At 65.7% G+C, this 26,077-nt stretch carries 24 protein-coding genes; 10 read left to right on the top strand and 14 right to left on the bottom strand.

The annotated features are described in order from the left end of the window. Positions 1 to 24: 24 nt before the first annotated feature. Positions 25 to 1,017, top strand: a complete 993-nt coding sequence (locus tag K7G82_RS12400) for a CorA family divalent cation transporter (RefSeq protein ID WP_246623430.1) — start codon at positions 25 to 27, stop codon at positions 1,015 to 1,017. A 26-nt stretch (positions 1,018 to 1,043) separates the two neighbouring features. Here the strand turns inward: K7G82_RS12400 and K7G82_RS12395 are convergent, their stop codons facing one another. Next, the gene (locus K7G82_RS12395; RefSeq protein WP_222990121.1) at positions 1,044 to 2,555 is read right to left on the bottom strand and encodes a replicative DNA helicase; all 1,512 of its coding nucleotides are present in this window, start codon (positions 2,553 to 2,555) and stop codon (positions 1,044 to 1,046) included. A 149-nt stretch (positions 2,556 to 2,704) separates the two neighbouring features. On the opposite strand from K7G82_RS12395, the gene K7G82_RS12390 reads away from it, so the two are divergent. The 4 genes from K7G82_RS12390 to dcd all read left to right on the top strand — a co-directional run bounded on the left by K7G82_RS12390 (position 2,705) and on the right by dcd (position 5,016). Then, the gene (locus tag K7G82_RS12390) at positions 2,705 to 3,187 is read left to right on the top strand and encodes a UPF0262 family protein (protein ID WP_222990120.1); all 483 of its coding nucleotides are present in this window, start codon (positions 2,705 to 2,707) and stop codon (positions 3,185 to 3,187) included. 11 nt (positions 3,188 to 3,198) lie between these two features. Next, positions 3,199 to 3,891 (top strand): GH25 family lysozyme, encoded by a 693-nt coding sequence (locus tag K7G82_RS12385; protein ID WP_222990119.1) that lies wholly within the window; start codon positions 3,199 to 3,201, stop codon positions 3,889 to 3,891. After that, positions 3,888 to 4,337: a cytidine deaminase gene (locus tag K7G82_RS12380; RefSeq protein WP_222990118.1), complete on the top strand. Its 450-nt coding sequence runs from the start codon at positions 3,888 to 3,890 to the stop codon at positions 4,335 to 4,337. Before K7G82_RS12385 ends, K7G82_RS12380 begins: the two co-directional genes overlap by 4 nt. A gap of 124 nt (positions 4,338 to 4,461) precedes the next feature. After that, positions 4,462 to 5,016 carry a dCTP deaminase gene (dcd, locus tag K7G82_RS12375; protein ID WP_222990117.1) on the top strand — a complete coding sequence of 185 codons (555 nt, stop codon included), beginning with the start codon at positions 4,462 to 4,464 and terminating at the stop codon, positions 5,014 to 5,016. Between the two features lie 87 nt (positions 5,017 to 5,103). Here dcd and K7G82_RS12370 read toward each other — a convergent pair whose 3' ends face one another. Further along, entirely contained in the window at positions 5,104 to 5,460 is a 357-nt protein-coding gene (locus K7G82_RS12370; protein ID WP_246623429.1) for a tetratricopeptide repeat protein, read from the bottom strand. A 203-nt stretch (positions 5,461 to 5,663) separates the two neighbouring features. Here K7G82_RS12370 and K7G82_RS12365 point away from each other — a divergent pair, with 203 nt between their 5' ends. Both K7G82_RS12365 and K7G82_RS12360 read left to right on the top strand, forming a co-directional pair. After that, positions 5,664 to 6,125: a DoxX family protein gene (locus K7G82_RS12365; protein WP_222990116.1), complete on the top strand. Its 462-nt coding sequence runs from the start codon at positions 5,664 to 5,666 to the stop codon at positions 6,123 to 6,125. Between the two features lie 63 nt (positions 6,126 to 6,188). Further along, positions 6,189 to 7,367: a saccharopine dehydrogenase family protein gene (locus tag K7G82_RS12360; protein WP_222990115.1), complete on the top strand. Its 1,179-nt coding sequence runs from the start codon at positions 6,189 to 6,191 to the stop codon at positions 7,365 to 7,367. A gap of 82 nt (positions 7,368 to 7,449) precedes the next feature. Here the strand turns inward: K7G82_RS12360 and K7G82_RS12355 are convergent, their stop codons facing one another. Then, positions 7,450 to 7,962, bottom strand: a complete 513-nt coding sequence (locus K7G82_RS12355) for a hypothetical protein (protein ID WP_222990114.1) — start codon at positions 7,960 to 7,962, stop codon at positions 7,450 to 7,452. 117 nt (positions 7,963 to 8,079) lie between these two features. Here K7G82_RS12355 and K7G82_RS12350 point away from each other — a divergent pair, with 117 nt between their 5' ends. Together K7G82_RS12350 and K7G82_RS12345 are read left to right on the top strand one after the other, a co-directional pair. Continuing rightward, positions 8,080 to 9,096 carry an adenosine deaminase gene (locus K7G82_RS12350; RefSeq protein WP_222990113.1) on the top strand — a complete coding sequence of 339 codons (1,017 nt, stop codon included), beginning with the start codon at positions 8,080 to 8,082 and terminating at the stop codon, positions 9,094 to 9,096. Beyond that, complete coding sequence (locus K7G82_RS12345; RefSeq protein ID WP_222990112.1) at positions 9,096 to 9,611, top strand: phosphoribosyltransferase; 516 nt, start codon at positions 9,096 to 9,098, stop codon at positions 9,609 to 9,611. Before K7G82_RS12350 ends, K7G82_RS12345 begins: the two co-directional genes overlap by 1 nt. A gap of 12 nt (positions 9,612 to 9,623) precedes the next feature. On the opposite strand, the gene K7G82_RS12340 is transcribed toward K7G82_RS12345, so the two are convergent. Then, complete coding sequence (locus K7G82_RS12340; RefSeq protein ID WP_343228567.1) at positions 9,624 to 10,367, bottom strand: TorF family putative porin; 744 nt, start codon at positions 10,365 to 10,367, stop codon at positions 9,624 to 9,626. A gap of 4 nt (positions 10,368 to 10,371) precedes the next feature. Further along, positions 10,372 to 10,971, bottom strand: a complete 600-nt coding sequence (locus K7G82_RS12335) for a hypothetical protein (protein ID WP_343228566.1) — start codon at positions 10,969 to 10,971, stop codon at positions 10,372 to 10,374. A 74-nt stretch (positions 10,972 to 11,045) separates the two neighbouring features. On the opposite strand from K7G82_RS12335, the gene K7G82_RS12330 reads away from it, so the two are divergent. Next, the gene (locus K7G82_RS12330) at positions 11,046 to 11,921 is read left to right on the top strand and encodes a Rossmann-like and DUF2520 domain-containing protein (protein ID WP_222990111.1); all 876 of its coding nucleotides are present in this window, start codon (positions 11,046 to 11,048) and stop codon (positions 11,919 to 11,921) included. Between the two features lie 21 nt (positions 11,922 to 11,942). Here the strand turns inward: K7G82_RS12330 and K7G82_RS12325 are convergent, their stop codons facing one another. The 9 genes from K7G82_RS12325 to K7G82_RS12285 all read right to left on the bottom strand — a co-directional run bounded on the left by K7G82_RS12325 (position 11,943) and on the right by K7G82_RS12285 (position 25,999). Continuing rightward, positions 11,943 to 13,196, bottom strand: a complete 1,254-nt coding sequence (locus K7G82_RS12325; protein ID WP_222990110.1) for a Zn-dependent hydrolase — start codon at positions 13,194 to 13,196, stop codon at positions 11,943 to 11,945. A gap of 6 nt (positions 13,197 to 13,202) precedes the next feature. Further along, positions 13,203 to 14,561 carry a leucyl aminopeptidase family protein gene (locus K7G82_RS12320; RefSeq protein WP_222990109.1) on the bottom strand — a complete coding sequence of 453 codons (1,359 nt, stop codon included), beginning with the start codon at positions 14,559 to 14,561 and terminating at the stop codon, positions 13,203 to 13,205. 134 nt (positions 14,562 to 14,695) lie between these two features. Further along, complete coding sequence (locus K7G82_RS12315; protein WP_222990108.1) at positions 14,696 to 16,123, bottom strand: NAD-dependent succinate-semialdehyde dehydrogenase; 1,428 nt, start codon at positions 16,121 to 16,123, stop codon at positions 14,696 to 14,698. Between the two features lie 35 nt (positions 16,124 to 16,158). Beyond that, positions 16,159 to 17,514 carry an alpha/beta hydrolase family protein gene (locus K7G82_RS12310; RefSeq protein ID WP_222990107.1) on the bottom strand — a complete coding sequence of 452 codons (1,356 nt, stop codon included), beginning with the start codon at positions 17,512 to 17,514 and terminating at the stop codon, positions 16,159 to 16,161. A 13-nt stretch (positions 17,515 to 17,527) separates the two neighbouring features. After that, complete coding sequence (locus K7G82_RS12305; RefSeq protein ID WP_222990106.1) at positions 17,528 to 18,541, bottom strand: threonine aldolase family protein; 1,014 nt, start codon at positions 18,539 to 18,541, stop codon at positions 17,528 to 17,530. Continuing rightward, complete coding sequence (locus K7G82_RS12300) at positions 18,538 to 19,890, bottom strand: DegT/DnrJ/EryC1/StrS family aminotransferase (protein WP_222990105.1); 1,353 nt, start codon at positions 19,888 to 19,890, stop codon at positions 18,538 to 18,540. The genes K7G82_RS12305 and K7G82_RS12300 overlap by 4 nt, the downstream gene beginning before the upstream one ends. Further along, positions 19,887 to 21,179: a peptide MFS transporter gene (locus K7G82_RS12295; RefSeq protein ID WP_222990104.1), complete on the bottom strand. Its 1,293-nt coding sequence runs from the start codon at positions 21,177 to 21,179 to the stop codon at positions 19,887 to 19,889. Before K7G82_RS12295 ends, K7G82_RS12300 begins: the two co-directional genes overlap by 4 nt. A gap of 5 nt (positions 21,180 to 21,184) precedes the next feature. After that, entirely contained in the window at positions 21,185 to 23,083 is a 1,899-nt protein-coding gene (locus K7G82_RS12290) for an NAD(P)-binding protein (protein WP_222990103.1), read from the bottom strand. A gap of 18 nt (positions 23,084 to 23,101) precedes the next feature. Beyond that, on the bottom strand, positions 23,102 to 25,999 hold the full coding sequence (locus tag K7G82_RS12285; RefSeq protein ID WP_222990102.1) for a TonB-dependent receptor domain-containing protein: 2,898 nt from the start codon (positions 25,997 to 25,999) through the stop codon (positions 23,102 to 23,104). Positions 26,000 to 26,077 lie beyond the last annotated feature (78 nt).

The raw sequence follows: 26,077 nt of genomic DNA, 5'->3' as shown, positions 1-26,077 counted from the left end.
GCAATTTCCCCTGGGGGATTGGCCATGCCCGAAAACCTCCTCTCGCTCGGAGAAACCGTGATGCGCCCCGGCCTGATCTGGGGCTGCGCCGCGAACGAGGACGGGATCACCGCGATCGAAGATTGCGACGCGCCTGCCGATGGCGGATTGCGCTGGCTGCACCTGAATCTGTCCGACCATCGCAGCCTGCGCTGGATCGAGGAGAAGGCGAAACTGCCGCCGCTCATCCGCGACCTGATGCTCTCCAAGGACGAAATCCAGCGCGCCCTTGTCCAGAAGGGGGTGGCCGGCCTCGTCCTTCATGATTTCGAGCGCGACTTCGATGTCGACCGGACCAACCGTATCGGCGCGCTCCATGTCGCGATCGGCCCGACGACGATCGTCACCGGTCGTTTCCACCCGCTCCATTCCGCCGACATCGTTCGCCAGCGTCTGCTTGCCGGCGAACGCTTCGCCGGCCCCGCCGATGCGCTGGACCTGCTGATGGGATCGCTGACCGACGGGCTGACCCGGATCGTCGCGGGCATGACCGCCGAACTGCTCGAAGACGAAGACGAGTTCCTGACCCGTGGCGCATTGCCCGACACGCGCGATCTGGTCGCGGTCCGGCGCCGCGCCGCGCAGATCCACCGCATGCTGGCGGGCATGCGCGCGGCGTTGCAGCGCCTGCACGAGGATCCGGCGCTGCCCGCAGCGCTCGCCCCCGTCGCGCAACGCTTCCACCAGCGGCTGCACACGCTCGACACCGATGTCGTCGGCGTTCAGGGCCAGTTGCGATTGCTGCGCGACGAACTCGATCTCCAGGCGGCGCAACGCACCAACCAGAACATCTATTTCCTGTCGATCATGACCGCACTGATGCTGCCCGCGACGCTCGTCACCGGCTTTTTCGGGATGAACACAGGTGGACTGCCGATGACGGGGGACAATGGCACCCTGGTCGCCGGCGCGTTGGCCGTCGCGTCATCGCTGGCGACCTATCTGCTGCTCAGGTTGCTCGGCTTTGTCCGGCGGTAGGCGGAATGCATCCTAGGGTCCGGCCCCTAGTTGAACTGCTGCGGCAGACGATCGTCGTCGATCGGATCGGAGAAGCGCGTGATCTTGCTGTCGAAGCGCATGCGAACCGCACCGGTGGCGCCGTGACGTTGCTTGGCGATGATCAATTGCGCCATGCCGCTGATCCTGAAATCCTCCTGAAGCCAGGCATTCCAGGCATCGTGCTGGTCGGCGGTGGAGTTGGCGTCCGGTTCGGCCGGCTTCTTGAACGAGTGATAATAATCCTCGCGATAGACGAACCAGACCATGTCGGCGTCCTGTTCGATCGAGCCCGATTCGCGAAGGTCGGAGAGCTGCGGCCGCTTGTCCTCGCGTTGCTCGACCGCGCGGCTGAGCTGCGACAGCGCGATCACCGGTACGTTCATTTCCTTGGCCAGCGTCTTGAGGCCACGGCTGATCTCCGAAATTTCCTGCACGCGATTGCCGTCGCTGCTCTTGCCCGAGCCCTGGAGAAGCTGGAGATAATCGATGATGATCAGCCCGATATCGTGGCGCCGCTTCAACCGGCGCGCGCGTGTGCGCAGCGCCGCGATAGTGAGGCCCGGCGTATCGTCGATGAAGAGCGGCAGATTTTCGAGCTCGCCGGAGGCACGCGCCAGATTGCGGAACTCCTGCTGGCTGATCTTGCCCATGCGCAGGCTTTCCGACGAAATGCCCGATTGCTCCGAAAGCACGCGCGTGGCGAGCTGGTCGGCCGCCATTTCGAGGCTGAAGAACGCGGTCTTCGCGCCGATCGACTTTTTGGGTTCGATCCCGTCCTCCATGTCGCGCTGCCAGCGATGCGCGGCATTGAAGGCGATGTTGGTCGCCAGCGACGTCTTGCCCATGCCGGGTCGTCCGGCCAGGATGATAAGGTCGGAATGGTGGAGGCCGCCGATCCGCTCGTTGATGCAATTGAGGCCGGTCGTGACGCCGGACAGACCGCCACCGGCATTGAGCGCCTTTTCCGCCATCTCGACCGCGGTGCGGCTGGCCTGGAGGAAACTCTTGACCGATCCGGTCTCCCCACCCTCTTCCGCGACCGAATAAAGCGCGACCTCGGCTTCCTCGATCTGCTTCTTGGGATTGACCTCGTCAGTGGTGTCCATCGCCTTGGTAACGAGATCGCGGCCCACCTGGATCAGCGCGCGAAGCTGCGCCAGCTCGTAAATCTGTTCGGCGAAGTCGCGCGCGCCGATCAGCGCGGCATTGCTGCCGGTCAGCCGCGCGAGATAGGCGGGGCCGCCCAGTTCGCGCATCGCCTCGTCGCTTTCGAACATCGGCTTCAAGGTCACCGGGTTGGCGACCATGCTGCGTCCGACCAGCTTCAGCACGCCGTCATAGATGCGGCCATGCACCGGTTCGAAGAAATGGTCGCCGCGCAATTTCTGCATCACGTCTTCGGCGACGCGGTTGTCGATCATCATCGCGCCCAGCAGCGCGGCTTCCGCCTCGATATTGTGCGGCAATTCGACGGGTTCGCCCTCCTGGGCGGCAACGATTCGGAACGGTTCGGCCATATGTCGCTTCTCGCGCACCCAGGGGAGCGGCTCAACCCACAGCAAGCCTGTGGAAAACTTTGTGGAGAATCATATCATCCTCCGTCCCGGCGCCAAAGCGGCAATCACGGGGTGTTGAGGCGCCAGCCCTTCCCCGATAAAGCCCCCCAATGGCGGATCCGCGCATCATCGATATCGAACTGGACCAGGCGACGATCGTCTGGCGCTCCGCCGATGTCGAGCAGGAGCGCCGCATCGCCATCTTCGACCTGCTCGAAGGCAATCATTTCGCGCCGCAGCGCGATCATGAGGACGGCTATAAGGGCCCCTATGCCGTGCGCCTGCGCGTCGAGGAAGGCCGGCTGGCGATCGATATCGGGCGCGAGGATCGCACCCCGCTCGAATCCCTCATCCTCGGGCTCGGCCGCTTCCGTCGGCCGATCAAGGATTATTTCGCGATCTGCGACAGCTATTTCCAGGCGATCCGCAATGCGACGCCGCAGCAGATCGAAACGGTGGACATGGCCAGACGCGCCATCCACAATGAAGCGGCTGAACTGCTGATCGAGCGGCTGGCGGGCAAGATCGACGTGGACTTCGATACCGCGCGGCGCCTGTTCACGCTGATCTGCGTGCTGCACATCAAGGGGTAGAAGGCGGGGGCATGGCGGCACGGACGTGGAAGCGGAGGCTGGGCTTCGCAGCCCTGGCCCTGGCGGCGCTGGCCGCGCTGGCGGGCGCGCTCTACGCCTATGCGCTGCAATGGCGCCCCTCGATCGAGCAATATCCGCTGCAGGGCGTAGACGTTTCGCATCACCAGGGCGAGATCCACTGGCCGAGCGTCAAGGCGGCGGGCGCCGAATTCGCCTATATCAAGGCGACCGAAGGCGCCGACCATCGCGACACGCGCTTCGCCGAAAACTGGCAACAGTCGGAAACGGCCGGGCTGAAGCACGGTGCCTATCATTTCTACACGCTCTGCCGGCCGGCGATCGACCAGGCGACCAACTTCATCGCCACCGTCCCGCGGGAGGAACAGGCGCTGCCCCCCGCCGTCGATCTGGAGTTCGGCGGCAATTGCGCCGCCCGCCCTTCGCGCGAAACGCTGATCGCCGATCTGACCAGCTTCCTGGAGATGATCGAGGCGCATGCCGGCAAGCCCGCCATCCTCTACGTCACCAGCGAATTCGAGGACACTTACGCCATCAGCCGCGGCATCCACCGGACGCTGTGGTTGCGGCGCCTGTTCCTGCCCCCCAATTACGGCGAACGCCCCTGGGTGATGTGGCAGGCGTCGTCGGTGCGGCGTATCGAAGGAATCGAAGGCCCGGTGGACTGGAATGTGGTGCGACCATGAATGAGACTGCGGGACGGTTGATCGACGCGGCGCGCATCGCCGCCGCCAACGCCCATGCCCCCTATTCGCGCTTCGGCGTCGGCGCGGCGGTGCTGCTCGACGATGGCAGCGTGGTGACGGGCACCAATTTCGAGAATGCGAGCTATGGTCTGTCGCTCTGCGCCGAAACCGTCGCGCTCGCCAAGGCGAACAGCGAAGGCCGGCTGCGCCAGGTGGTCGAGATCGGCGTGATCGGCGGCATGCTGGGCGTGGACGGCGCGATCACCGGCGCCGATCCGGTGCGGCCGTGCGGCCGTTGCCGGCAGATACTGAACGAAGCGGCGCAACTGGCGGGACGCGACATCCTGGTTCATTGCGCATCGGCGGACGGCGCGACGATCGAAACGCACCGGCTCTCGGAATTGCTGCCCCATGCCTTCGGACCGGCGGATCTGGGGATCGGATGATTTCAGCCGATATCCTGTCGTTCCGGAGGACGCCGGGGCCCCGATCAGAACAAGTCGCCTTTTTCCGTTGAGAGACGCCAGCCTTGGCTGGCATGACGGTTTCAAGCAGAACAGAAGGAAGAAGATGTCCATCCTGTCCGACAAATGGATCCGCGAACAGGCGACCACCGCCGGCATGATCGAGCCGTTCGTGGAATCGCAGCGGCGCGACGGCTGCATCAGCTACGGCCTGTCATCCTATGGCTATGACGCGCGCGTCGCCGACGAATTCAAGATCTTCACCAATGTCGACAGCGCGGTGGTGGACCCCAAGGATTTCGCGTCGAACAGCTTCGTTGACCGCAAGACCGACGTCTGCATCATCCCGCCCAACAGCTTCGCGCTTGCCCGCACCGTCGAATATTTCCGCGTGCCGCGCGACGTGCTGGTGATCTGCCTGGGCAAATCCACCTATGCGCGGTGCGGCATCATCGTGAACGTGACACCGCTGGAGCCGGGCTGGGAAGGCCATGTGACGCTGGAATTCTCCAACACTACCCCCCTGCCCGCGAAGATCTACGCGAACGAGGGCGCGTGCCAGTTCCTGTTCCTGCAGGGCAATGAGCCGTGCGAAACAAGCTATGCCGACCGCGCCGGTAAATATATGGGCCAGCGCGGGGTGACCCTGCCGAGGCTATAGGAAGGCGCGGGCGCGCATTTCCAACGCAATTTCGAGACGCATTGCCGCTGTCGCTCCGGCTTTCGCTGGAGCGACAGGAGGTGTCTTTTACCGCCCCGCGAAATCGGTCGAGCGGCCAAGACCCTTCATGGCGAGCGCGTGGCTCCAGGCCGGCTTGCCGCTGCCCAGCGCCATCAGCACATCGGGCTGCGCCAGCACCGCATTGTAGAGGTCGCGCGCTTCGGCGACGCGGTTCGTCTTCTTGTAGACATAGGCCAGGTTGATCAGAACCGACGGTTCGTCGGGCTCCGCTGCGCGTTGCGCGATCAGGCGCGTTTCCGCCGCCTTCAGGTTTTTCGCCGCGATCTGGTCATAGCCATAGGGATTGGCGTCCTGCGCGTGCGCCGCGCCGCCGATCATCGCCATCGAAGCCACAATCAATGCGCTCGCGATCCGCTTGTTCATCGTCCAGCTCCTTGTTCATGACGCCACGATGACGTCTCTGTTTCAGATTTATGACACTTCAATGTCATATCGATGAAAACGCGGCCAATGAATTTTCTCGCTCAATCGAAGGAAATCCGCGGGTTTCCGGGCGTTGATCTATCTGGTTGGCGCTGAGACCATTGCAGGCTAGCCTGAGATCGCCAGGAAACAGGGAGGACGTCATGATCGTCATCAACGGTTTCGTCGCGCTGATCGGCCGCATCTTGCTGTCGGCGCTTTTCATTCTCGCCGGCTTCGGGAAAGTCGGGGATATCTCGAGTTTCGCCGGGTACATGACGTCGCTGGGGCTCCCCGCGAGCCTCGCCTGGCCCGCCGCGATCTTCGAGATCGTCGCGGGCTTCGCGATCCTGTTCGGCATCTTCACGCGGCTGTTCGCGCTGTTGCTCGCCGGCTTCTGCATCGTGACCGCGCTCACCGCGCACAGCAATTTCGCCGACCCGATGCAGCAGGCGAGCTTCCTCAAGAATGTCGCGCTTGCCGGCGGCTTCCTGGTCCTCTTCGCCTATAATGGCGTCTCGCACAGCCTGGACAGCCTGCGCGCGCGCCGGCGCGAAGCCGTCACCCAGCGCGAGATCATCGTCGAGCGCGATCCGGTGGTCGTGCGCGAGACGCCCAAGGTCTGATCTCCAGGGCTTGAATGCGCTCCGCTCGCCATGCACTCTCTCCCTGGAAATGGGAGAGAATGCATGGCCAGCATCGCGCGTGACTTCGATATCGTCGTCTACGGAGCCTCGGGCTTCACCGGACGGCTCGTCGCCGAATATCTGGCCGCCAATTACAAGGCCCCCGATGCGCCGCGCTGGGCGATGGCGGGACGGTCGATCGAAAAGCTCGCCCGGATTCGCGACGAGATCGGCGCGCCCGAGGATACGCCGCTGATCGCCGCCGATGCGTCCGATCCCGCCAGCCTCGCCGCGATGGCGGCGCAGGCCCGCGCCGTCCTCACCACCGTCGGCCCCTATCAGCTTTACGGCAACGAACTGGTCGCGGCCTGCGCGCAGGCCGGAACCGATTATGTCGACCTGTGCGGGGAACCCGCCTGGATGCGTTACATGATCGATGCCAACGAAGCGGCGGCCAAGGCTTCAGGCGCGCGCATCGTCTTTTCCTGCGGTTTCGACTCGATCCCCTTCGACATGGGCGTCCACCAGCTTCAGAAGGCCGTGATCGCGCGCCATGGAAAACCGGCCCCGCGCGTCAAGGGGCGCGTGCGCAAGATGCGCGGCGGCGCATCGGGCGGAACCGTCGCGAGCATGAAGGCGACGATGGCGGCCGCAACCAAGAGCCTGGACGTCGTGCGCCTTCTCAAGGATCCCTTCGCGCTGACGCCGGGCTTTGCGGGGCCGCACCAGCCCAGCGGCCTTGTCCCCGAATATGATCGCACGGAGGGCGTCTGGGCCGTCCCGTTCATCATGGCGCCGATCAACACCAAGAATGTCCATCGATCGAACCAGCTTCTCGGACACCTCTGGGGTGAGGATCTGGTCTATGACGAGATGATGCTGACGACGCTGAGCGAGGCCGCCCATGCGGCGGTGGAGGCCATGGCGAAGCTCAATCCGTTCGGCGAGGGCAAATCGCTGGAGCCCGGCGAAGGCCCGAGCAGGGAAGAACGCGAGAACGGCTTTTACGAAATCGTCTTCACCGCCGAGGACCTTTCGGGCAGTGAGCCGATGCGGCTGATCGTCACTGGCGACCGCGATCCGGGCTATGGATCGACGAGCAAGATGATCGCCGAAAGCGCACTCTGCCTGTTGCGGGACGTGGAAGGCCCCGGCGGGATCTGGACGCCGGCGAGCGCGATGGGCGACGCCCTGGTCGCGCGGCTGGAAGCCAATGCAGGACTGAGCTTCCGTCTGGAATAGGCGCGCGCCTCGCCCCCTGTCATTCCCGCGAAAGCGGGAATGACAATCCATGTTTTTCCAAGAACGACCGAAAGCCTCGACCTCAGTTCCAGCTCGATCGCGCCATCCAACGCGCCAGCTTGCCGTCCAGACTGCGCATCACCAGTCGGACGTGCAGCGCCCAGATCACCACGAACCCGCCCACCCAGAACTGGATCGGGCTGTTCGGCGCGGCGAAGAAATATGTGCCCGCGATCAACGCCGCCCAGAAGATCAGGATGACGCGGATATCGAGCGAGAAGCGGATCGCCTTCCAACCGGCGGGCAGCACCGCGATATTCGAACCCACGTCCGCCAGCTCGGTTTCGGCATTGCGCACCCGCGCGACGGTGCCGCGATCGACATAGCCGAAGGCGTCCCATCGCGGCAGCCGCGTATAGCCCTCGCCGCGCGAGAAGCCGAACGCGTCGGACGAGAGCCGATCGACCTGATAATGTTCGCCGAAACCGCGCTCGATCCGTTCGAACCGTTCACCGTCCAGTGCCGCGAAAGGCTGTTCATAGGCGACGATCCCCGTCACCAGAGCCTTCCAGTCGATTTCCTTGCCCCCGCGCATGGCGCCCAGCTAGTGCTTCCCACCCCCCGCTTTCAAGAGCGGGCGAACTGTCCAGCGCGCAACCGGCATGTCATGCTGGCTTTTTCGAAAACCGAGTCGTGCCGAAGGGACTGGGCCATGACCGATCTCGACACATTCATCGCCGGATTGCCCAAGGCGGAACTCCATCTGCATATCGAAGGCAGCCTGGAACCCGAACAGATGTTCGCGCTGGCCCGCCGCAATCGCGTCGACATTCCCTTCGGCAGCGTCGAACAGGTCCGTGCGGCGTACAGTTTCTCCAATCTCCAGGATTTTCTCGACATCTATTATCAGGGCGCGGACGTGTTGCGCTCGCAGGAGGATTTCCGCGACCTCGCCCTCGCCTATTTCGATCGCGCGGCGGCGGATAACGTCCGCCATGCCGAGATCTTCTTCGATCCGCAGACGCATACCGATCGGGGCATTCCCTTCGGTATCGTCGCCGAAGGGCTGCTGGACGGGATGGCGGAGGCAGAAGCTAGACACGGGCTGACGTCGAAACTGATCCTGTGCTTCCTGCGCCATCTCGACGAGGAGGCCGCGTTCGAAACGCTGCGTCAGGCGGAACCCTGGCTCGACCGTATCGCCGGCGTCGGGCTCGACAGTTCCGAACTCGGCCATCCCCCGGAGAAATTCGCGCGCGTCTTCGCGCGTGCCGGCGAAATGGGATTGAAACGCGTCGCCCATGCCGGCGAGGAAGGACCGCCCGATTATGTCGTCCAGGCGCTCGATCTGCTCGCGATCGACCGGCTCGACCATGGCAATCGCTCGCTGGAGGATCCGGCGCTCGTCCGGCGGCTGGCGGAAAGCGGCATCACGCTCACCGTCTGCCCGCTCTCCAACCTCAAGCTCTGCGTGGTTGGGGATCTGGCCGATCATCCCATTCCCCGCATGCTCGAGCTCGGTCTTGCCGCAACGATCAATTCGGACGACCCCGCCTATTTCGGCGGTTATGTGAACGACAATTACCGCGCGCTCGCCGCACAGGGCAGATTGTCCACCGTCGATATCGCGACCCTGGCGCGCAACAGCTTCACCGGATCCTTCCTTGACGATGCTGATGTCGCGCACCACCTCGCCGCGATCGACGATTATGTCGCGGAGCATGGCTGATGCCGATCTTCACGCCCATTCCGTATGAGGATTTCGTCGCGGACGTCCGCGTGATTGCCGCCGCGCTGACGGAGGATCGATGGCAGCCCGACTTCCTGATCGGCATCGGGCGCGGAGGGCTGGTGCCCGGCGCCTATCTGAGCCACGCGACCGGCATCAACCTGCTCTCCGTCGACCATTCCGCGAAAGTCCATGGCTTTGGCGACCAGCTTCTGGAGCAGCTTGCGGCGAAATCGGGCCAGGGCAGGAAATTGCTGGTGATCGACGACATCAACGATTCCGGCCGCACCATCTGCTATCTGCGCGAGGCGATCGACGACGCCGGCGGCGTTTCGGAGAATGTGCGCTTCGCCGTTCTGCTCAACAATGTCCGTTCGGCGGCGCAGGTCGATTACTGGTCGCGCACGATCGATCGGTCGATCACCAAGGACTGGTTCGTCTTCCCCTGGGAAGCGATGGCGCCAGCCACGACGCATGAAGAGGATGCCGCCGAAGTGCCCGAGCGCATCGCCTGACGACGGCCGCTTTCAGAAATCGATCCCGAAGCGTGCGACCAGCGTCGCGCCGGCGTGATCGGAAGCGCCGGGATCGATGCTGCTATCGGCATAGCGCAGGCCCGCCGCCCATTGCCCCCGGCGATAGTCGAGCGCCACGCCGTGATCCCAATAGCGTCCATCAGGACGCAGGCGCCACGCGCGCATGGGATCGCGAACGCTTCCGGATGACCGGCCGACATGGCCGGACACGGTGAACGGCGTGCCGGGAATGCCCAATGACGTTTCCGCGCCCAGATAGAGATTATCGCCGCCGATGGCATCCTGGCGCGGTGCATAGCGCGCGAAGGCGCCAATATTGGCGGGGCCGATCAGGAAACCGGCGCCGGCGCCCAGTTCGGCATAACCCTGCCCCGATGCACCGGGGAATGCGTGATAGGTCGCATCCGCTGTCAGGCTCCATGCGCCGGTCTGGCGGGTATATCCCGCACGAAGATCAATCACGCCATCCGCGCCGCCATGCCGGCGGCTCCCCCGGAGCGAAACCCCCGTCGCGTCGAGCACGAGGCCGTCCGCGACCGGAACAGAGACGCTCGCGCGCAGCACCGGATCGCCGCTGCTCCAGCTCAGGCCGCGCCGCCGATCGTCGCTCGCGACCTCGACAGAGGCGGAGAGGCCGCCATCGTCCTGCGCGAACGCAGGTGCGGCGAAGCCGGGAAGCAACAATGCCGCCGCCAGCAAGGCCGGCCGGGCATGCGGCGCGACGATGCCCGGCAAGCGGTCAGTTCGAAGCCATGCTGCGAACGGCGTCGAGTTCCGCGAGCAGCTGCGCACGGTCCTGTTCCGCGGCCGCAAGCAGCTGCGCGCGGACAAAATCGCTCCGGCCGGCCACTTCACGTTCGATCCCCTTCGCCTGTTGCGCGCAGGCGCCGGGCGCGCTGCCGGAGAGCTGTTGGTCTCCGGAGAAGGTACGCGTCAAGGCCCCGCCCTGTTCCAGCCGCCGCTCAACCTTGACCGTGGCCGTCCAGCGACAGCGCTGGCCATCCATGCGGTTGGGCGTCGCCGCGCCGATCGTCCGCATCCGGATATCGGGCTGCGCGCTGTAGACCGCCTGGATCGGCGCGCCGCGATGCTCGACCTGCACATTATGCGTCGCCGCCGCGGCCGCAAGCGCGATGAAGATGTCAATCATGCCGTTCTCCTGCATGATCCGTGGCTTTTGCCCTCGGACCGTTGCAGGCGCATCTAGGGACGCTGTGTTGCTGCTCCTTTGCTGGCCGATGACAAATGCTGCCTGAGCCGCATGAATACGGACTTTCACGATCCCGCCGGCAATCCATCGCCTGTTCGAGTTCCACTCTTCCTGACTCGGCCCGTTCATCACATCATCTGGATCAAGCGTCTTCGATCGGCCTATCTTCGTCTCGCGTCACTGCATGATGCGAGAGGAAATGGATGAGCAACGGACTATCCTGCAATCGACTTGGCGTGATCGGAACCGGCCGGGTCGCCCGAGCCATGCTCCTGGCACTGGCATCGTTCTCCCGAACCACGCCGATGCTGTTCGGGCGATCATTCGAAAACGCACGCAATGCCGCGCTGGAGGGCCATGCCGACATGGCCGCCGACCTGGGTGAATTACTCCACCAGTGCGACGTGATTGCCATCGCGGTTTCGGACGACGCCGTCGCCGACATCGCAACCGACCTGGCCGGGCATTACCGGCCGGGACAACAGCCCTTCATCTTCCATGTCAGCGGACGCAGCGGCGCGGCTGTGCTGCGCCCACTGGAAAACCTGGGCGCGCTGACCGCCGCGATCCATCCGGTCATGGCGTTCACCGGCGATCCGCAGGTCGAAGCGGAGCGGATGAAAGGATCTCCGTTCGGTGTCACCGGATCGGGCCCGGCGGCGTCAGCGTTCGCCGCCCGACTTGTCGAAGCGCTTGGCGGCGCGCCCTTCATGATCGAGGAGATATTGCGTCCTCTCTACCACGGCGCGCTCAGCCATGCCGCGAACCATCTCGTCACACTCCTTGCCGGTGCGGCCGATACACTTCGGGCGGCGGGTATCGACACACCCTATCAGGTACTGGCCCCGCTTGCGCGCGCATCGCTGGAAAACAGCCTCGAGCTCGGATTTTCAGCCTTGTCCGGCCCCTTGCTGCGTGGCGACGAAGCGACCGTCCGGAACCATCTGACCGCGTTCGGAGACCATCACCCCGCCATATTGCCGGCTTATCGCGCGATGGCGCTCGCGACCGTGGACCGGCTGGAAGACGAAAGCGGCGCCCGCCCCCACCCCTGCAGACGCGATCTGGAAGGCCAGTAAACGCGCCTCGACGGAGCGCGATCAACCGCGCTCGACCACGCGCGCGCGATTGAGGATGCAACGCAGCAATATGTTCGCGCCGGCCGCCAGATCTACCGGATCGGCATCCTCCAGTTCGTTGTGACTGATACCGCCCGCGCACGGCACGAAGATCATCGCGCTCGGCGCGCATGTGGCGATATGGATCGCGTCATGCCCCGCGCCGGACACGATCTCCATCGCGCCCACGCCGAGATCCCGCGCCGCCGCCGCGACCTCCGCAACGCAACCGGCATCGAACCGGAGGGCGGCGAAGCGCGATGTCTCGCGCAGCGCCACATCGACCTTGTGATCGATGGCAACCACCGACATCGCCTCGCGAAACGCCTGCTCCATCGCATCCAGCATCGCATCGTCCGGCGCGCGGAAATCGACGCTGAAGATGACGCCGCCGGGAATGACGTTGCGGCTATTGGGATGGACCTGCACCTGCCCCACCGTGCCGCGCGCATGCGGCGCATGGACAAGCGCAATCTCGACGACGCGCCGCATCAGCACCGCCGCCGCCTGAAGCGCATCGCGGCGCAATTCCATCGGCGTCGGTCCGGCATGCGCCTCGAACCCCGTCACCTCGCAATCGAACCAGCGCTGCCCCAGCGCGCCGGTGACGACACCGATCGTCTGGCCGGCATCCTCGAGCACCGGCCCCTGTTCGATATGAGCTTCGAAATAGCTGTCGATCGCAGGGCGCTCGCATGGTGGGCCGGCAAAGCCGATCCGGTCCAGCGCATCGCCCACGCTGATCCCGTCGCCATCGCGGGCGGCGCGGGCATCGTCGAGCGCGACGGCGCCCGCGAACACCGCCGATCCCATCATCACCGGAACGAAGCGCGATCCTTCCTCATTGGTCCAGACCACGACTTCGACCGGCGCCTCGGTATCGATGTCCAGATCGTTCAGCCTGCGCAGCACTTCCAGCCCGGCCAGCACGCCGTAATTGCCGTCGAACTTGCCGCCCGTGGGCTGGGTGTCGATGTGCGAACCCGTCATCACCGCAGGCCGGGCGGGATCGCGGCCCGCGCGTCGCGCGAAGATGTTGCCGATCGGATCGACACGCACGGTGCAGCCCGCCGCCCTTGCCCATTCGACGAACATTTCGCGTGCGCGGCGGTCCTCGTCGGTCAGCGCCAGGCGGCAAACGCCACCTTTCGGCGTCGCACCGATCGCCGCCAGATCCATCAGCGACCGCCACAGGCGATCGCCGTCGACGGCGGGGAAGTTCGAACCCGCTGGCATGATCGCCTATCCCGCCACCGGCCAGCGGCGCGCGATCAGATCGTAGATCGCCAGCAGGCCGTGCGCTTCGCCGCCTTCGGGGCGGCCGTCCTTGCGTGAGAGATTCCAGGCGAAGATGTCGAGATGGATCCAGGGCGTGTCCGACGCCACGAAATTCTGGAGGAACAGCCCGCCATAGATCGCGCCCGCGGCCGAGATCGAGCCGATGTTCATGTCCGGGATATTGATCAGGTCCGCCGACTTGCCCTTGAGATGCGGCGCATAGGGCGCCCAGAGCGGCAGTCGCCAGAGCGGATCGTCCATCGCGGCGGACGATGCGGCAACCTCCGCAGCGAGCCCATCGTCATTGGTCAGCATCGCGCCGATATCGGTGCCGAGCGCGGTGGTGGCGGCGCCGGTCAGTGTCGCGAAATCGATCAGCAGGTCGGGCGTTTCGGTGACGGCTTCCGCCAGCGCGTCGGCCAGGATCAGCCGGCCCTCGGCATCGGTGTTGCCGATCTCGACGCTCAACCCGTTGCGCGCCTTGATCACGTCGAGCGGACGCATCGCATCGCCCGACAGCGAATTCTCGACAGCGGGCACCAGCACACGCAGGCGCACGGGCAATCGCGCCGCCATGATCATCTGCGCCAATGCGAGCACATGCGCGGCGCCGCCCATGTCCTTCTTCATCAGCAACATGCCGGGCGCCTGTTTCAGGTTCGATCCGCCGGTATCGAAGCACACGCCCTTGCCGACCAATGTCACCCGGGGATGCGATGCGTCGCCCCAGCGCAGGTCGATCAGGCAGGGCGGCTGGGTGCTGGCGCGCCCGACGGCATGGACGAGCGGATAATTCTCGCCCAGCAAATCGTCGCCGGCGATCACATCCAGCGTCGCACCACCCGTGGACGCGATCCGACGCGCCGCATCGGCGAGATCGTTGGGGACCATCAGGTTCGGCGGCAGATTGATCAGATCCCGTACCAGCGTGGTCGCTTCCGCGAACAGGCGCACCTGCGCGCGATCGGCCCGTTCGGGCCAGACCAGCCGGGCCTTTGGCGTATCGTCCGCGCGCTTCAGCCGATCGAAGCTGTAGCTGCCGAGCGCCCAACCCAATGCCGCCTCGGTTGCCGTTTCGGCCGGCAACCCCTCGATCCGATAGACGCCCGGCGGAACCGCCATCGCCACCGCCGCCGCCGAACGGCGCGACACGCCGTCGCCGACGCCGGCCCATAGCGAACCGTCGGCATCGGGCAGTTGCACCACCTGCCCGGCAGCGCCGGAAAAGCCGGACTGCTCGATCCGCGCCCTAACCGGCGCAGCCTGGCCGGCGAGCAAGCCGGCCAGATCGGCGACGGTGACAAGCCGGAGCGGCGTCGCCACGGGCGCATCATCAACAAGCATATCAAGGCACATCACGCTTCTCCCGATCGCCCGTCGCATGCGGGCTGGTGAATTAAGGACTTCACCGCCCTATTCGGCACGCGCGCAGCCTCTGTCTTGCACAGATCAAACCTTCAGGCCTGGGTCAGCAGCCTTGTGTCGAGATAGCCGTCCAGCCCTTCATTGCCGCCCTCGCGGCCATGGCCGCTATATTTGATCCCGCCGAACGGCGTTTCCACCGTCGATATCGAGAAGGTGTTGAGGCCGAGCATGCCGACGCGCACGCGATTGCCGAGTTCGGCCAGCGCCGCGCTCGACTGGGCGAAGGCGTAACCGGCAAGCCCGTAAGGCGTTTCGTTCGCGCGCTCGATCGCTTCGGACAGGTCGGCGAAGGGGGAAACCGTCGCGATCGGGCCGAAGGGTTCCTCCTGCATGATCTGCGCGTCCTCGCCGATGTCGTGGAGGATGGTCGGCGCGAAGAAGAAGCCCTGATTGCCGATCCGCTCGCCGCCCGTCGCGACCTGTGCGCCACGCTGCCGGGCATCGGCGACCAGCCGCTCCATCGCCTGGACACGACGGGGATTGGCGAGCGGCCCCATTTGCGACTGCGGATCGCTGCCGGGGCCAACGCGGATCGCCGAGGCCGCCTTCGAAAACTCCTCCAGGAACTGGTCGTGCACCGCATGATGCACGAAGAAGCGCGTGGGCGAGACGCAGACCTGCCCGGCATTGCGGAACTTGGCCGCGCTCGCCTGGCGCGCGATCGCGGCGACGTCGACATCGTCGCAGACGATCACCGGCGCATGGCCGCCAAGCTCCATGGTGGTGCGTTTGAGCCCCTCGGCGCTGAGCGTCATCAGGTGGCGGCCGACCGCGACGGAGCCGGTGAACGAGATCTTGCGGATGACGTCGGACGCGATCAGATGCGAAGACACTTGCGCCGGCACCCCGAAGACGAGGGCGAGTGCATCGGCGGGCAGCCCCGCTTCGTACAGCGCCTCGACCAGCAACATCGCGCTCGCGGGCGTTTCCTCGGACGGCTTGAGGATCAGCGAGCACCCCGCGGCCAATGCCCCGCCCACCTTGTGCGCCGCCATGAACATCGGGAAATTCCAGGGCGTCAGCCCCAAGGCGGGACCGACCGGCTCGCGCACCACGATATGCCGCACCGCCGGATTGCGGCCCGGCACGGTGCGGCCATAAACGCGGCGCCCTTCCTCCGCATACCAGTCGAGCACATCGGCGCAGGTCAGCACTTCACCCTTCGCCTCCGCGAGCGGCTTGCCCTGCTCCGCGGTCAGGACGGCGGCATAATCGTCTGCACGGGCGCGAAGCACATCACCGGCGCGGCGCAGGATCTGCGCACGGACCAGCGGGGCTGCGGCGCTCCAACCGCCGAAGCCCCGATCGACGGATGCGAGCGCGCGATCGAGATCGTCGATCGTCGCGTGCGGAACATGGCCCAGCACTTCCTCGGTCGCGGGATCGATCACCGGTTCCGACGCGCGATCGGCCGCCGAAATGGCCGCGCCCGCGATATGCATGTTGATCGTCGGATACATGAGTCACCCTCTCCTTGGTCGCAAAGATCGTCCGGCTATGGCCGCCGGGCCGACACCGGCGCAAGCTCGATAATGGAGCGGCCATAGGAGGGTTTGAGATGGCCCTTCATCCAATCGGCGATCAGCGGAAAATAGCCGGCGGCGAAGCGCGTTCCTCTTCGCGTGCCGTCCGGCTCCACCTGATATTCGCGGATGCCATGATCGACATCGGGAAACACCGCCAGATCGATCGGCTTGCCCGCGCGCCGCAACTGGCGGAGCTGCGCGATCGAATGCGCGCTGGGCGCCTCGATATCGTTGACGGCCATCATCCAGAGCTGGGGAATGGCGAGCGCCTTGAGCGTGCCGAATGCGTCGTGATGCCAGATGATGTCGAGATTGTCGTAGCGATCCCGGCCCGAAGCGCGCAGCATTTCGGGCGCTTCGCGCAGCATCGGCCCGCTATATTCGCCCTCGAACGCGCCGAACCAGGGCTCCCCGCCATAGCGCCGCTTGATCGCGTCCAGCCGATCGAAGCCCGTCTTGAAATGCGATGCGACCACGGCGCCGGTGGCGTCGGTCACGATGCGCGCCTTGGCGATGACATCCTCGCCATAGCCCTTGCGGCGGAGCTCGTCGGCCACCTGTTCGGCGTCCTCGCCCAACGGCGTCTCGATCAGTCCATAGGCGACGACGACGAAGTCGACCGGCGTCTTGCGCGCCGCGAGCGGCGATATCCAGCCGCCCTGGCTGGCCCCGAAAAAGCCGATCCGGCGATAGCGGTCGCCCGCGGCTCGCCGTGCCGCGTCCGCCGCCGCTGCGGCATCCTTCGCCAGCCGCTCGAAATTCTGGGAATAGCTGCCTTCCGACGATCCGGTGCCGCGCTTGTCATAGACCAGGGCCGCCACGCCTTGCGCCGCGAGCAGATAGGGGAAGGAATAGACGCCGATCGCACGGCTGTTCTCGGATCCGTGAACCAGAACGGCAAGCGCCGCGCCCGACGCGGCGTCCGGCTCGATCAGCCTGCCGTGCAACGTCGCGCCATCGCTTGAAAACGCGACGGGCGTCTCGCGCAGCTTGAACCGCGTCCAGCTCCGCGCCGGTGCGGTTCCGATCGCGATCGCGATCTCCCCCGTGTCGCAGCTTTTCGCGCTCAGAACGGCATCCGCCTTTCCCGTCGGCGTCCACAAGGTGCCGGCATAGCTGCCGTCCGGCCTGGGTGTCAGCGCGCCGTTCGATCCGTCGACGCCGGTGAAGCGCAATGTGCCGGGTGCGTTGGGCGGATTGGTTTCGGTGAGCGCGGTGATCTCCGCCCCCGCGCCATAGGCGCCCACCAGGCATGAAGGCGCGGCCATGGCCGCGTCACCTGTCGTCGCGATCAGCAGCAATGCCGCCAGGCGGATCTTCAGCATCTCATCTCCTCCCTCAGGGGCGCGTCGCGACGATGGCGTCAGCCAGCTCGTCGATCGCGGCTTCGGTGGTGGACCAGGAACACAAGAAGCGGGCATGCCCGTCGGCCAGACCGTAGAAGACCCAGCCCAGCGCCCGCAGCCGCGCGCGCTGTTCCGCCTCCATCGCCAGGAACACGGCATTGGTCTCGACCGGATGGGCGGGCGTGATGGCCAGCCGGTCGATCAACCTCCGCGCCATCCCGTTGGCATGCCGGCTCCGTTCGATCCAGGCGCCGCTTTCGAGCATTCCGATCCAGGGCGCGGCCAGGAACCGCCCCTTGGACAGCAAATGGCCCGATTGCTTGATGCGTGCGACGAAGTGCCGATCCCTGGTCTTGTCAAGCAGCACGATCGCTTCGCTGCCGGGCATGCCCGCCTTGGTGCCGCCCAGCACCAGGATCGAGATATCGAGCCGCGCGAGCGCGCGCAGATCGAGCCCCGCCGCCGCCGCGCAGGCGAGGCGTGCGCCGTCGAGATGGACGGCAAGCCCATGATCGCGCGCCATCCCGACCAGCGCGACCAAGGCGTCCAGCGGATAAAGCGCGCCATATTCGGTCGGGTTGGAAATGGAGAGCGCTGCAATCGGCTGGTCCGACGAAGAGTTCGGACGCGTCAGCAGTCTCTCCAGATCGGCCATGGCGATCCGGCCATGCTCGCCCCCCACCGGGACCAGCCCGAGCCCACCGCCGAAAAAGCCCGGCGCCCCCGCCTCTCCCCGGCGGACATGGGCGTGCCCGTGCACCGCCACCGCCTGATGCGATCCGCACAGCGTCGCCAGCGCCAGCGCATTGGCGGCGGTGCCGGTGGGCACGAAATGGACGGATGCATCGACATCGAGCAGCTCGCGAACGAGCCTGGCCGCATGCGCACTGGTCGCATCCTCGCCATAGGCTTCGGCCGCCCCCGCATTGGCATGGACAAGCGCAGCCAGCGCCTCCGGCGCCATGCCCGCCGTGTTGTCCGACGCGAAATCGAAACGCGGCGTCATAGCGCTCTCACCGCAACCGGCGCGGATTGCGTGTCGAAACTGTAGCCTATGGCCGGGAAACGCGCGCGCAGCCCGGCGACGGCATCGCGCAGCGCCGTACCGTCGTCCGCGCGCGATGCCTGCGCGATGAGATCCGCCACCTGCTCCATGTCGTCGGGGACCATGCCCAGCCGGGTCACCTCATGCGTCGCCACCCGCGCGCCGCACCGGCGCCCCAACGCCATGTCCCCCGGCAGCGCGCAATCCGACAGGAAGATATTGGCGGCATGGCATGCGCGTTCGAAGCGCCCCGCCGCCTCCGCATCGCCGAAACGCAGGAAAAGCTGATGGGTCCGGCTGATGCCGCGATCGGCGCCGATCACGTCGAACCCGCGCGCGGAGAGCGCCCGGCCGAGCGCCTGCGCATTGGCGACCATCGCGCGCGACAATGCCGCGCCGAAGGCCAGGGTTTCGGAAAGCGAGACGGCAAGCGCGGCATATTTGTTGAGGTCGCGGGTCTGCAGCAGGCCCGGAAAGCAGATCCGCACGACCCGGCGCGCGATCTCGGCATCGTTGGTCAGGATCAGTCCGCCGACGGGACCGCCCATCACCTTGTGCGTGCTGAGCGTGACGACATGCGCGCCTTCCTCCAGCGGGCGCTGGAAATCGCCCGCCGATATGTGGAGGCCCAGATGCGCCGCGTCATAGACGAGCAGCGCGCCGAAACGGTCGGCAAGGGCGCGCAGCGCATGCACCGGATAGGGAAACAACACCTTGCCACCGCCGATCACGATCAGCTTCGGCCGGTGCGCCGCCATCAGCCGTTCGGCGGCAGCGAGATCGATCTCGAAACAGGTCGAGGCGATCGGCAACACGATCGGATCGAGCCGCAGCACGCCGGCGACGCCCGAGCGGTGATAGCTGAAATTGCCGCCGCCATCCTCGTCCTGCGCCAGGATGCGATCGCCGGGTTCGAGCAATGCGGCGAAAATCGCCATATTGGCCATCGAATTGCTGACCGGTCGCCATTCGACATGAGCGGCGCCGAACAGGCGGCGCGCGAGTGAGATCACGGTCGCCTCGATCGCATCGACATGCTCGTTGAGCGGGCCGTGCGGATATATCTTGTCGCCCGGGATCCCCTCGGTCAGCCGTGTCGCCAGATCGCTGTCCAGCAGTGCGCGCGCGCGCCGGGAGATGAGTCCTTCGGCGGGATTCAGGTTCAGGCTTGCAGAGCCGCGCCAGCGATCCTGCACGTCGACGAGACGTTCGATATGCGCGACGATCCCGTCGGGCGAAAGTGCATCGATGATAGCGGCCTGCCGGTCGATATACCGGGCAGCCGGGGGAGTAAGGACGGAATCGATCACGATGGTGTACGCTCACGCATTGCGGCGGCGGCCGCCATCGCGACGATCGCGGCGACGGCGGCCATGCCGGTGACGACAAGGAAATAGGCGGCGGGCGACACGGTTTCCCAGGTGCCGCCAAGCCAGCCGGCGATACCAAGGCCCAATGCCTGGACGAGGAACCACAGGCTGATGAAGACGGTGGTCAGCGATGACGGCGCCAGACGGACCAGCAGCGCCTGGCCGATCGCATCGAAATAGAGTTCCCCCACCGCCAGCAGGACCAGCGCGGCGATCAGCCAGGACATCGCCGCCATGCCCTGCCCCGCCATGCCGGCCGCCACGACGAGCAGCGCGAATGAGCCCGCCAGCAAAAGCGCGCCGAACGCCATCTTGCGCAGTTCGTGGCGGCCATCGGCGCGGCGGTCTCGGCGCGACCAGATCCAGGCCAGTAGCGGTGTGAACAGCACGATGATGATCGGATTGACCGACTGGAACCAGGCCGCGGGCACGGTGAAGCGCTCTCCCGCCCAGCCGATGCCGCGATCCACCGACTGGCTGGCCCAGATCGCGACGGCGCCGCCCTGCTGGCCATGCGCCGCCCAGAACAGCACGCCGCTGACGAAGATGAGCACCAGCAACGTCCAGCGCGCCTTCTGCCCGCCGCCCGCCGCCATGGCGGCATCGTCGCCGGTCGTGTCGCCCCGATCCTGTTCGACCGCCCGGATCAGACCATTGCCGAACAGATAGATCAGCGCCGACAGGCACATCACGCCGCCGCACAGCGCGATCGCGCTGCGCCAGCCATAGGCCTGGCCGATCAGCCCGCAGATGATCGGGGCGAAGATCGCACCGGCATTGCAGCCCGCCTTGTAAAGCAGGAAGGCACGATCCCGGCGCGGATCGTCCCGGTGATAGATCGTGCCGATCTGCGAAACGAGCGACGGCTTGAACAAGCCGTTGGCAAGCACGATCAGGCCGAGCGCGGGGAACAGGACGGACGGCCAGATCAGCAGCAGATGGCCGGCGGCCATGCCGAGCGCGCCGATCACGACCGCGCGCCGCACGCCGAGAACACGGTCCGCCAGCACCGCGCCCAGCAACGTCACCGCGAATGCGGCGGCGGTGGACAGCGAATAGATCTCGATCGCGCGCCCGGCGCCATAGCCGAGTTCGAGCAGGTAGAAGACCAGGATGGTGCGCATGCCGAACAGCGCGAACACCTCCCACAATCCGGTGAGGACGATGATCGTCAGCCCGGGCGGATGCCCGGGAAACAGGCTGAGTGCGGATGGCCGGGCGGTGCGCATGATGGCTAAAGGACCGCGATCGCCTGTTCGGCGGCGCGGCGCCCTTCATCGGTCGCGGCGATCCAGTTCTGCTGACCGTTCAGCTCCGAATGGGCGAAGGCGATACGGCCATGCGCCGTTCGGATGATGTCGCGCGCCGGCCGGGCGCCATCGATACCGGTGTAGAAACCGGGTTGCGGGCACAGATAGGCATGGCCCCAGCGATTGAGGATGATACCGGCGATATCCGACTGGCGGAAACCGCTGGAGCCGAACAGGCGCGCCATCTGGTCGCGGATGCGGCGTTCATAATCGGCATAGCTGGTACCGAGCATTTCGAACCGCCCGCGTGCCGCCTGTTCCTGGATCGTGCCTTCGCCGGGATAGAAGACGGGCACATAGAAGGTGATCACCGCCGGCATGTCGGGATCGAGCGGCCGCCGGTCCCGCCCCACCGCCATCGCCGCGCGGATATTGCAGCAATAGCCGAAACCGTCGAACCAGCGGCACGCCGTCAGGCCGAGCGACGCCAGGAAACGCCAGTTGCGAACGGCGACATTGGCGACGAGCAGCGGCGTGCGATGGAATTGTCGATAGGCGGCGCCGTGCGGTTCGGGCAGGTCGCGCACGATGTTGCGCGTAACCCAACTGCCCCCTGCCATGACCACGGATCTGGCGGTCAGGCCGAACAGCTTTCCGCCCTGCGCATAATCGATCTTCACGGCACGCGCGGCCCCGGCCGGGCCGTCATGAACGACGCGGATCGCCGTGGCGCCGAGCCGCATGCGCACCGGATTGCCGGGCCGATCGAGCGCGGTGAAATCGACACTGTCGTTCATGATCGCGTCCAGCGAACGGTCACCGCGCAACGCCGCCGGGATCAGCGTCTTGACGAAATGCCGCGTGAGCACGTCGTTGCCGCCGGGCAAGCTATGCTGTTCGGGTTCGAGCAGCCGGGCGAGATCCTGTGGCGTACGAAAGCCGGGCATCGCCGATCCATAAGCCGCCCGTGCGGAGGTGACGTCGCACCCCATGCCCGAGATCGCGGATGCGACGATCGGATCAGCATAGGCGGTCACCTGCGGGCTGAGCCCCATCACCTTTTCGATCAGATCCTTGTAGCTCATGCTGTCGAGCCAGCGCAGGAATCCCGCCTCGCTTTGATCCGCTCCGCCATTGGGGGCGACGTGCGACCGCCATTTCACGAAATCGGCCTTCACCGCATCGGGATAAGGCGCGCGCGCGAGATCGTCGCTCCAGATATCGCGCGCCCATCGCCCGGCCCCGCCCTGTTCGCCGAAGAACCAGCCGAAGGACGGCGAGCGATCCTTCCAATATTGGAACTCGAAATTGTCCTTGCAGAATTCCAGCGCCTTCGCCGTTCCGCCGGCCGGCAGATATTCGAAGCCGCGCGGCATGCCGATCGCCGTGAACACGTCGTAACCACGGCTGCCCGGCCCGGCGGGCACCGGAAAGGAATTGGCGCCCTGGGGGCCGGCAAGCCGGATGCCGTCGACATCGAACTCGTTGCGCTTCGCCTCCCCGCCGAAGATCGCGTGATTCTCGATGATCAGGCAGGATCCGCCGGGCCGTTTGCCGAGAAATTCGAGCGCGGCCGCCATACCGCTGAGCCCGCCGCCGATAATGACGAGATCATAGGTCTCGCCCGTCGGCGTCGTGCGCGGCGGCGTATCATAGGCACCGTCACGCACCAGATGACCGGCGGCCTGCATCGCATGGCTGTTGCCGTGGGCGCGGGCATAATCGCCCACGCCCCCGAAACCGTCCCAGGCGGCGGCTTCGTCCAGCGGCGCCTCCGCCGCCGAGCAGCCGCTCGCCGCCAGCGCCGTCGCCGCGACCAGCGCGCCGTTGACGAAATCGCGCCGGGTGACGCCATCGTCCGAACGGAAACCTCCCAAAGCCATCTCCCGATCCCCCAACCGTCAGAACCGTGTCGTCATTCCGACGAACAGCTGCCGGCCCAGATCATATGTTCCCAGGAAGGTATTGGAGAGTCCCCGATTGTTCGCGCCCGCCGCCGTATTGGGAACCACCGGCGGGCCATTGCCGGTGAGATTGATCACGCCGGCCCGCAACGCGAACGCCTTGCCGACGTCGAACTGCGCGGTCAGATCGAGATAGGATTGGCTGGCGATGCGATGCGCCACCGCATCGCTCACCGTCCCGCTGAAGCTGTCGACGTCCAGCGTGACCGCGCCGACATAGCGCCAGCGCGCGGTGATCTGCACATCATCGTTGGGCGACCAGCTAAACCGGGTGTTGACGCGCCATTTCGGATTGGGCTGGCCGCAGACGAAGCCATAGGTGCCCGCGCATTGCTGCACCGGTGAATCGAGATTGAGCTTCTGATCGTAAGTGCGGACATGCGTGGCCATCACCGACAGGCTGAACCCGCCCGGCAGGCCCAGGCCAAGATCGTCGAACCGGCCGCGATAGGCGATTTCCGCATCGATGCCCTTGGTCCGGAGGAAACCGATATTGGAGTTGAGCAGCGAGATATAGCCGTCCGCCTTGGAAAGCCTGCCGCCGCCGCTCGCGCGCCCGACATCGTCGCGAACGATCTGCTGGCAATAGATATTGCCCGGATCCTGGCCGGGATTCTGCCCCGCGCCCGTGCCGTAGCAATTGTCGAAGATGTTCTGCGCCGATGCGCCGAACGGGGCAATCGCGCCGTTGAGCTTGATGTCGTAATAGTCGATCGTCGCGGACAGGCCGCGCAGCACGCGCGGCTGCAGCACGACGCCGAACGAGATCGTATCCGATTTCTCAGGCCGCAGCCGGCGATTGCCCCCCACCAATGTGGTGCATTGCGTGCTGAAGCACTGATAGTTGATGTCACCGTAATTCGCGGCCGGAACCCCGGTGGCCCGGCACAGCGCCGACGCCGCCGTCGCTGCGCCGGTATCACTGGCGAAGCAGGGATCGAGCGCGACGTCCGCCGATGGCTGGGCTGGCGCGAACAATTCGCCGATATTGGGCGCCCTCACCGCGCGCTGGAACGAGCCGCGGAAGCGGATATCCTCGATCGGCGCCCAGACCGCGCCATATTTATAGGCGCTGACCTTGCCGGCGAGATTATAGTCGGACCGGCGATAACCGCCGTTGATCGCCAGCAAATGCATGAACGGCGCATCCTGGGCGATCGGCGCATTGGCTTCGACAAACAGGTCGTGCGTGCTGATCCGGCCGGACGTGGCCGGGATCGCGCCGAACACGACATTGTTGCCGACCGCCAGATTGTCGTCAGGCCGGTAGGATGCGCTTTCGCGCCGATATTCGGCCCCGATGGCGATCGCCACACCATCTTCCGCCCAAGGGCTGCGGATACCGATCTTGCCGAGATCGCCCGAGAGCGAACCCGTCACCACATATTGCGAGGAGTCCGAATTGGCCTGCTGGTCGAGCGCGACGAAGTTCGCCGCCGCCGCGCTGACCGCGCCAGGCGCCGTCGTGAAGATGTCGAGCGGCACGCAACCGCCGCTGGGATCGATGCAACTGCCGTTGGGATTGACGAGCAATGCCTGCTGGACGCGGTTGAAAGAGAAGTCGCCGAGCAGGCGCTGCGTCCAGTCGACATGGCCATATTGGCCCGACACATCGTAGGAGAAGCCCGATCCCAGATCGCCCTTCGCCCCCACGACGACCTGGAACTGCTGATAGCTGTTCCGTTCCTGGATGAAGCCGCTTTCGGTGAAGCGGCGGCCGATGTTGATCTGCGCCACATCGTTCGGGCCGAAACTGCCCGGTCCGAACAGGATGGCCCGCGCCTGGTTCGACAGGAAGGGATTGCCGTAGTTGACGTCGACCACGCCGGCAAAGCCCGGCTCGGCGAGCTGGCGATCCACCTTGTTCTGCGAGAAGGAGAAACGGAAATAGGGAACGAAGGCCGAGGACACTTCATAATGCCCCACCGCGCCCAGCAGATAGCGCTGCTGCGGCACGATCAGATAGCGATTGGCATTGTTGTTGAAGCGGCTGCCGTCATAGGGAACGAGCTGGCGATTGGCGTTGAACATCAGCCCGCGATCGAGATCGCGCGCCGCCGGGATGATGCCGCTGCCCGTCGGGATCAGCGAGGTGCCGTTCGACGTGAAGATGGTGCGCGAGAAATCGCGGCTCGACGCCAGGATCGCATTACGATCGGTATAGCCGGCATAGGCAGTGATATTGCCGCGCCCGTTGCCGGTGTTGACGCCGAACATCAGGTTCGCATCGAACGAGTGGCCGTCACCGCCGCCGTACAGGCTGCTCTGCGCGTCGATCTCGATCCCCTCGAAATCGTCGCGGAGGATGAAGTTGACGACGCCCGCGATCGCATCCGAGCCATAGACCGCCGAGGATCCGCCGGTCTGCACCTCGACCCGCTTGATCATGTTGACCGGAACCGTGTTGGCATCGGGCACGCCCGAGAAATCGACGGCGGGCAGCCGCTTGCCGTCGATCAGCACCAGCGTCCGCTGATCGCCCAGATTGCGGAGATTGATGGTGGTGTTGCCGTTGCCGTTATTGTTCGTCGCCGCCGATCGGCCGGGCGTCGCGGACGGCAGATCGCGGATCAGCGCTTCCGCATTGACCACCGCCTGCGTCTTGATCTCCTCATATGAGGTGACGCTGATCGGCGCCGCCGACTGGAGGCCGGGCGAAATCAGCCTGGTGCCGGTCACCACGATATCGGTGGCGGCGTCCTCATCGGCCGCTGTCGCGGGCGCGGACGCCTGGGCATGGAGTGCGCCCGACATCGACAGGCCGCAAAGCGCGGTTCCCATGAGCATGCCCCTGATCCGGCGGCGGCCCTTCTCGTTCGACGAATAATCAATCATGTCGCCTCCCCTCGTTCATCAGCGGGTGCGGTTCGGCCATTTTTCATGCGTCACGCATGCCGGCCTTTCCCGGTTCCG

The organism is Sphingomonas colocasiae, from assembly GCF_019880585.1.
GTDB lineage: Bacteria > Pseudomonadota > Alphaproteobacteria > Sphingomonadales > Sphingomonadaceae > Sphingobium_A > Sphingobium_A colocasiae.
Note: the sequence above shows the minus strand (reverse complement) of the source record. Positions and strands in the feature narration are given on the sequence as shown.